Source organism: Elstera litoralis (genome assembly GCF_000963705.1).
Classification (GTDB): domain Bacteria; phylum Pseudomonadota; class Alphaproteobacteria; order Elsterales; family Elsteraceae; genus Elstera; species Elstera litoralis.
Map to the genome: position 1 here is coordinate 1 of NZ_LAJY01000374.1, position 4,159 is coordinate 4,159.

7 protein-coding genes and 1 pseudogene are annotated in these 4,159 nt (G+C 60.5%); 4 read left to right on the plus strand and 4 right to left on the minus strand.

The window, feature by feature from the left end:
• Positions 1-907: DMT family transporter (locus VZ95_RS13910; RefSeq protein WP_084627790.1), on the plus strand; the 907-nt coding region annotated here is incomplete at its 5' end.
• Here VZ95_RS13910 and VZ95_RS13915 read toward each other — a convergent pair.
• Complete coding sequence (locus VZ95_RS13915; protein WP_045776390.1) at positions 904-1,290, minus strand: YkvA family protein; 387 nt, start codon at positions 1,288-1,290, stop codon at positions 904-906. The two genes, VZ95_RS13910 and VZ95_RS13915, sit on opposite strands and share 4 nt — an antisense overlap.
• A 250-nt stretch (positions 1,291-1,540) precedes the next feature.
• Here VZ95_RS13915 and ppa point away from each other — a divergent pair, with 250 nt between their 5' ends.
• Positions 1,541-2,071, plus strand: coding sequence for an inorganic diphosphatase (gene ppa / locus VZ95_RS13920; RefSeq protein WP_045776393.1), 531 nt, complete (start codon positions 1,541-1,543; stop codon positions 2,069-2,071).
• Between the two features lie 119 nt (positions 2,072-2,190).
• On the opposite strand, the gene VZ95_RS29340 is transcribed toward ppa, so the two are convergent.
• From VZ95_RS29340 to VZ95_RS27250, 3 genes and pseudogenes are all read right to left on the minus strand, one after another.
• Complete coding sequence (locus VZ95_RS29340; protein ID WP_232302667.1) at positions 2,191-2,373, minus strand: J domain-containing protein; 183 nt, start codon at positions 2,371-2,373, stop codon at positions 2,191-2,193.
• A 123-nt stretch (positions 2,374-2,496) separates the two neighbouring features.
• Positions 2,497-2,598 (minus strand): annotated as a pseudogene (locus tag VZ95_RS29345) (molecular chaperone DjiA); the annotation flags it as partial.
• A gap of 10 nt (positions 2,599-2,608) precedes the next feature.
• Positions 2,609-2,875, minus strand: a complete 267-nt coding sequence (locus VZ95_RS27250; protein ID WP_232302666.1) for a TerB family tellurite resistance protein — start codon at positions 2,873-2,875, stop codon at positions 2,609-2,611.
• A gap of 358 nt (positions 2,876-3,233) precedes the next feature.
• On the opposite strand from VZ95_RS27250, the gene VZ95_RS13930 reads away from it, so the two are divergent.
• Both VZ95_RS13930 and VZ95_RS13935 read left to right on the plus strand, forming a co-directional pair.
• The gene (locus VZ95_RS13930; protein WP_045776394.1) at positions 3,234-3,824 is read left to right on the plus strand and encodes a GNAT family N-acetyltransferase; all 591 of its coding nucleotides are present in this window, start codon (positions 3,234-3,236) and stop codon (positions 3,822-3,824) included.
• An 83-nt stretch (positions 3,825-3,907) separates the two neighbouring features.
• On the plus strand, positions 3,908-4,159 hold a 252-nt coding region (locus VZ95_RS13935; protein WP_045776391.1), incomplete at its 3' end, for a glutathione S-transferase N-terminal domain-containing protein.

Sequence of the window (4,159 nt, forward strand, 5' to 3'; positions counted from 1 at the left end):
CCATCCCTATTCTAGTTTGGATGCGGCAATCAAGCGCTGTGCGCTGCCCGTTCAGGCGGCAATCTGGATGATCCTTGCCGGGATGGTGTTTTCCACGATGGGCCTGCTGATCCGGGTGACGACGGTGGACCTGCATCCGTTCCAAGTGGCCTTTGTGCGGATCGCCGTGGGGATTCCGTTGCTGGTGCCGATTGTGATGCGGCAAGGCTGGATTATTCTGCGCACTAATAACCTCCCGGCCTATGCGTTGCGGACGGTTTTTAGCGTCGCCGGGCTTTTGGGCGGCTTCTATGCCACGGCCCATCTGCCTTTGGCCGATAGTGTTTCCTTCAGTTTTACCGCGCCGCTGTTCGTAACCCTGGGCGCGGCGCTGTTCTTGGGCGAAGTGCTGCGCCTGCGCCGGATTGCCGCGCTGGCGGTGGGGTTCATCGGCGTTCTGGTCATCTTGCGGCCGGGGCAAGTGCCGCTCAGTCTCGATATGATGGTGGCGCTGGGGGCGGCGGCGGCCTCGGCAGGGTCAATTCTGACGGTGAAGCGCCTCTCGGCAACGGAATCCTCGATGACTATCGTCGCCTATCTCTCGCTGCTGACGGCCCCGATTGTGCTCATCCCTGCGCTCTATGTCTGGCAGTCGCCGAGCCCAACCATGTGGGCGGTGATGATCCTCATTGGTGTTCTGGGAACCCTCGGCCAGATCGCCGTGACCCGCTCCTATAGTTTGGTCGACGCCTCGATGGTGATGCCCTTCGACTATCTGCGCCTGCCGTTTACGGCGGTGCTGGCCTATCTGGTGTTTTTCGAAATCCCCGATGTACTGACCTTTGTCGGGGCCGGGATTATTGCTGTCTCCACCTGTTATATCGCGTGGCGTGAATCCGTTCTGGCGCGACGGTCTGCCCGGAGCTAATCCCGCCGCAGCTTCTCCAGCATTGTCTGCGCCGCCGCGCGGTGACTGTCTTTGATTGCCTCCGCGGCAAGCCGGATCGCCGCGAGCAAGACCGCAAAATCATCGCCATAGCCGAGCCCGGCGATCCAATCGGGCACGGTATCGATGGGGAGGATGAAATAGGCGAGCGCTGCGGTGAGGCCGATTTTCACCTTGCGCGGGGTTTTCGGGTCGCGGCTGGCATACCAGGCCGCGAGCAAATCTTCGGCGAAGGGAAGGCGGCTGGCGAGGCGGCGCAGCTTGGGCCAGAAACCGGCATCGACCATCCGCGCCTGATGCTGCGCCTCGTCGGCGGTTTGCGGCACAATTGGAACGGGTAGATTGCGAAACTCGACCTCAACCATCTCTGCCTCTCCTCGAGCGTCGTGCGTAAAATAGGACGCAAGACGCTCTCGCTATTTTTTGCCCTCGCCGGGCAGGCGCATCCGCGCCCTTGGCCGCCGCCGCAGTGGCGGCTTTCTAAAGCTGCGGCCAATTAATAGGTCGCAGCTTTAGCGCTCGCTCCATTGGTCGCAGGTAAGCTCTCTTGCCTTCGAACACAAGCGCCTGCTATTGCCTCTTCCGCAAATTCCTTTTTTGGCCTGGATGGAAAAGATGGACCTGTCGAAAATCAGCATCGGCCCGAACCCGCCCGACGATGTGCACGTCATCATCGAAAACCCGCGCGGTCTGCCGCCGGTGAAATATGAGATCGATAAGGACAGCGGCGCGCTGTTCGTCGATCGCTTCGTGCATACCTCGATGGTGTACCCGGTGAACTACGGCTTCATCCCGCATACGCTCAGCGGCGACGGCGACCCCGTCGATATCATGGTCGTCACCGATCATGCGGTGGTGCCCGGCTGCGTCATCCGCGCCCGTCCCGTTGGCGTGCTGCTGATGGAAGACGAAAGCGGCGTCGATGAAAAAATCCTCGCGGTTCCGGCAACGAAACTGTGGCCCGCCTATAAGGATGTCGAAGCCTATACCGACCTGCCGGAAATCCTGATCGACCAGATCTCGCATTTCTTCACGCACTATAAGGACCTTGAAAAAGGCAAGTGGGTGAAGGTGCTGGGCTGGGACGGCCCCGAAAAGGCCAAGGAACTGATTCTCGCTGGCATTGAGACCGCGAAGAAGAAATAGGCTCTAAGGCCTGAAGAGATACGTCTCTTCAGGCCTTAGCAAGCGCGACTGCGCGCCCGAGCTTATGCGAGGAAAAGCCCCAGCGGGGACTGAGCGCAAAAAAAACCGGGAGCGGGGGATTACGAAATTCCGCGCTCCCGTTTGATTTTATCCCAGGCGGTATTGATCGACGCCAAGGTTTCGGTGGCAAGGCCGATGGCTTCCGCCGGTAGCCCTTCGGCCATCAACCGGTCCGGGTGGTGCTCCTTCACGAGGCGCAGATAGGCGGCCTTCAGATCGGCGTCGGACGCGGTCGGGGCCATCTCCAAAATTCCATAGGGATCGTCCAAACTCGCGGCAAGCCCCAGGTGGCGCTGAAGCACCCCTCGGAACGCGGTTCCCTCGAAGCCGAAAATCGCGGCGACCTGCTGGAGATAGGCGATTTCCGCCGGGTGAATCGCATGGTCGGCGCGGGCGATGGTGGCAAGCCCGCCCAAAAGCTCTTCCAGAACGGGGGAGCCCGGCACGAAGAGCGCGGCGATTTGGCGGGCGTAGGTTTCAAAGCCCGCCGTATCTTTCCGCGCGAGGTCGAAAACCCGGCGGGCGTTTTTCCGCCTCCTCCGGTGACACGGTGAAGATTTTCCGGAACGCGGTTACTTCGGGGGGCGTTACTTCGCCATCGGCCTTGGCCATTTTGGCGGACAGCGCGATAACGCCGATGGTGAAGGCGATGGATTTCACCGCTTGCTCAGGCGGCGGCAAGGGTTTTTCGGTGGTGAGCGTTTGATAGGCTTCGCCAACATACTCGCGAATCAGCCCGCCCAACGGCCCTCCCAAAAGCCAGCCGACCCCTGCTAGTAAGGCGCTTACCGTCATCAAATCCAATTGCGTGCCTCCGTCCTGCGCTTTTTCCACCTGCGCTTTTTGCAAGGCACCTTAGCGCCCCGAAACATCTTCGTCACCCCATCTGGCTGCCGAAACCCTTGACGGAAACGTCAGGCGAGGTTACCTATGTAGTCAGCAAAAATGCTGCGCTGCAATATAGCGCTTTCTCAGGAATATCTGGGATTTTGGCTTTTTTCAGGCTGTTACAACGGCACTGCAAGAAAAGAGCCTTGGGAGAAAACGATCCGTAACCGGACCTATGCAATCCTGCCTTTCGGGGCTGGGCGAGGAGGGTATTATGGGTCACTTTCGGAAACTTGGACCGAGCGACGCCTCGGCAATGGCGGCGCATCTGTGCCGCCTACCGGCATCGGACCGTCGCTTGCGCTTTCACAGCACGGTGAGTTCCGAGTGGATCGAAAAACGCTATGCGGGGCTCGATTGGACGCGCACGGTGTCGGTGGGTGTCTTCGAAGAGGGCACGCTGCGCGGCTTCGTCGAACTCGCGTTTGATTCGCCCCTGCCTTCGCCGGATGCGCGGGCCGAGCTTGCTATTTCCATCGAACCCGAATTTCAGCGCGCGGGCCTGGGGCGCGAGTTAACGGCGCGGGCGGTGACGATTGCCCGCAATCGCGGCGCGCAACGCCTCACCATGCTGTGCCTGCCGGAGAATCTGCCGATGCGCCGGATTGCGAAACGCTTGATGGGCGTGATGCATCAGGAAGACGGCACCGTGGAAGCCGATCTCGATCTGACGGCGGCAACGCCGCTCTCCTATTGGCTCGAAGCCGTGCAGGATACGGCGGATGCGGTGACGGGCGGGCTGGAGTTCTGGCCCCGGATGTTGCGCCCGTTCAAACGGCCACAACCGGCGGAACAAGGCGCGTAAATCGTTCCCCCCTCTTGCGTTCCCGCGCCGCGCGCGCCACCTTGGAACGGTGTTAACTGAACCAGTGAGGGGCGTGCTGCGCGATGATTGATCTCTACTATTGGCCCACGCCGAACGGCCATAAAATCACCCTGTTTCTCGAAGAAGCCGGGCTTGAGTACCAGATTAAGCCGATCAATATCGGCAAGGGCGATCAGTTCGACCCGGGGTTCCTCAAGATCGGCCCGAATAACCGCATGCCGGTGATTGTCGATAACGCTCCCGCCGATGGCGGTGCGCCGGTCTCGGTGTTTGAATCGGGGGCGATTCTGCTCTATCTCGCCGAGAAGACCGAA